This window comes from Gilliamella sp. N-G2 (assembly GCF_002142215.1).
GTDB lineage: Bacteria > Pseudomonadota > Gammaproteobacteria > Enterobacterales > Orbaceae > Gilliamella.
The window spans coordinates 1-918 of the sequence record NZ_NAST01000071.1 but is presented as its reverse complement, the minus strand read 5'-3'; the positions used below and the strand labels follow the sequence as shown (position 1 = coordinate 918).

1 protein-coding gene is annotated in these 918 nt (G+C 28.9%); it reads right to left on the bottom strand.

The genetic code is table 11. The features are described 5' to 3' along the window. Positions 1-479 precede the first annotated feature (479 nt). Positions 480-918 (bottom strand): hypothetical protein (locus tag B6C99_RS13235; protein WP_158092492.1); only part of this gene is annotated, 439 nt, incomplete at its 5' end.

Sequence of the window (918 nt, the reverse complement as noted above, 5' to 3'; positions counted from 1 at the left end):
TATAATACTAAGTGCCATTCAATAGCGTTAACTACAAATTATGGATATTCCTTTATCTTTGGACATAATAATTTAAATTATTTCATTTGTACTCTGATTTTATGTAAATTATTATTAAGCTAAATAGATTTCAATGGATACATACAGTTAATTTCAAAAACCCAGTTTCTCAACTTTTTTGTCCTGTTTATATTTTATTTAATTAATTGTTATTTAAAGCGATTATTTCTCACCATTGTAATTAATTGATATGATGCTAGGAATTTTATTGTTAGATGAATTGCAGATAAAAATGCTACTTAACAAGTATTACACCTAGTTAGGAGTATTAGAATTAAATTTGTTTGTTTTTTAATCGGAAAATTTCGTCTTAGGTCGCTTACGCCCTTAGACGAAATTTTTGTTTGAAACTTATAAAGTTTATTAAGTTTTATTTCTTAATAATCTCAAATTTTTTCTTTAAAAATAACATTAAAATGTTACCTTTTACACGCTACAAGAAGCGGAAAATACGTAGGATATGCATTCACATTTCCTGCTCTTGCATCACCAACGAACATAACATTCTCATAGTAATTAGCATTTTTAGTCCAATAGAACGCTTTACCATCCTTTGCTTGAATAAACTTACCCCAATCAGAATCAGGATAAGCATTATAATCAGTATACCCCCACTCAGCAAAAAGACCTTGACCTATAGCACGAGTAAATGTATTAGCCACATATTGCCATTTAATAGATTGGCTAATATTATTTTGTGGTGAATTAGTAAACATGCTTAAAGTTGGTAGGTTTTGTATACCACCACATATATTTTTTGCATCATCAAAAGTTACATAGTTGGTTCCTTGAGGCTCCAACCAAATAAAACTCGTCGGATTAAATGTATATTGATGAATAACTTTTGGATCCCTTATC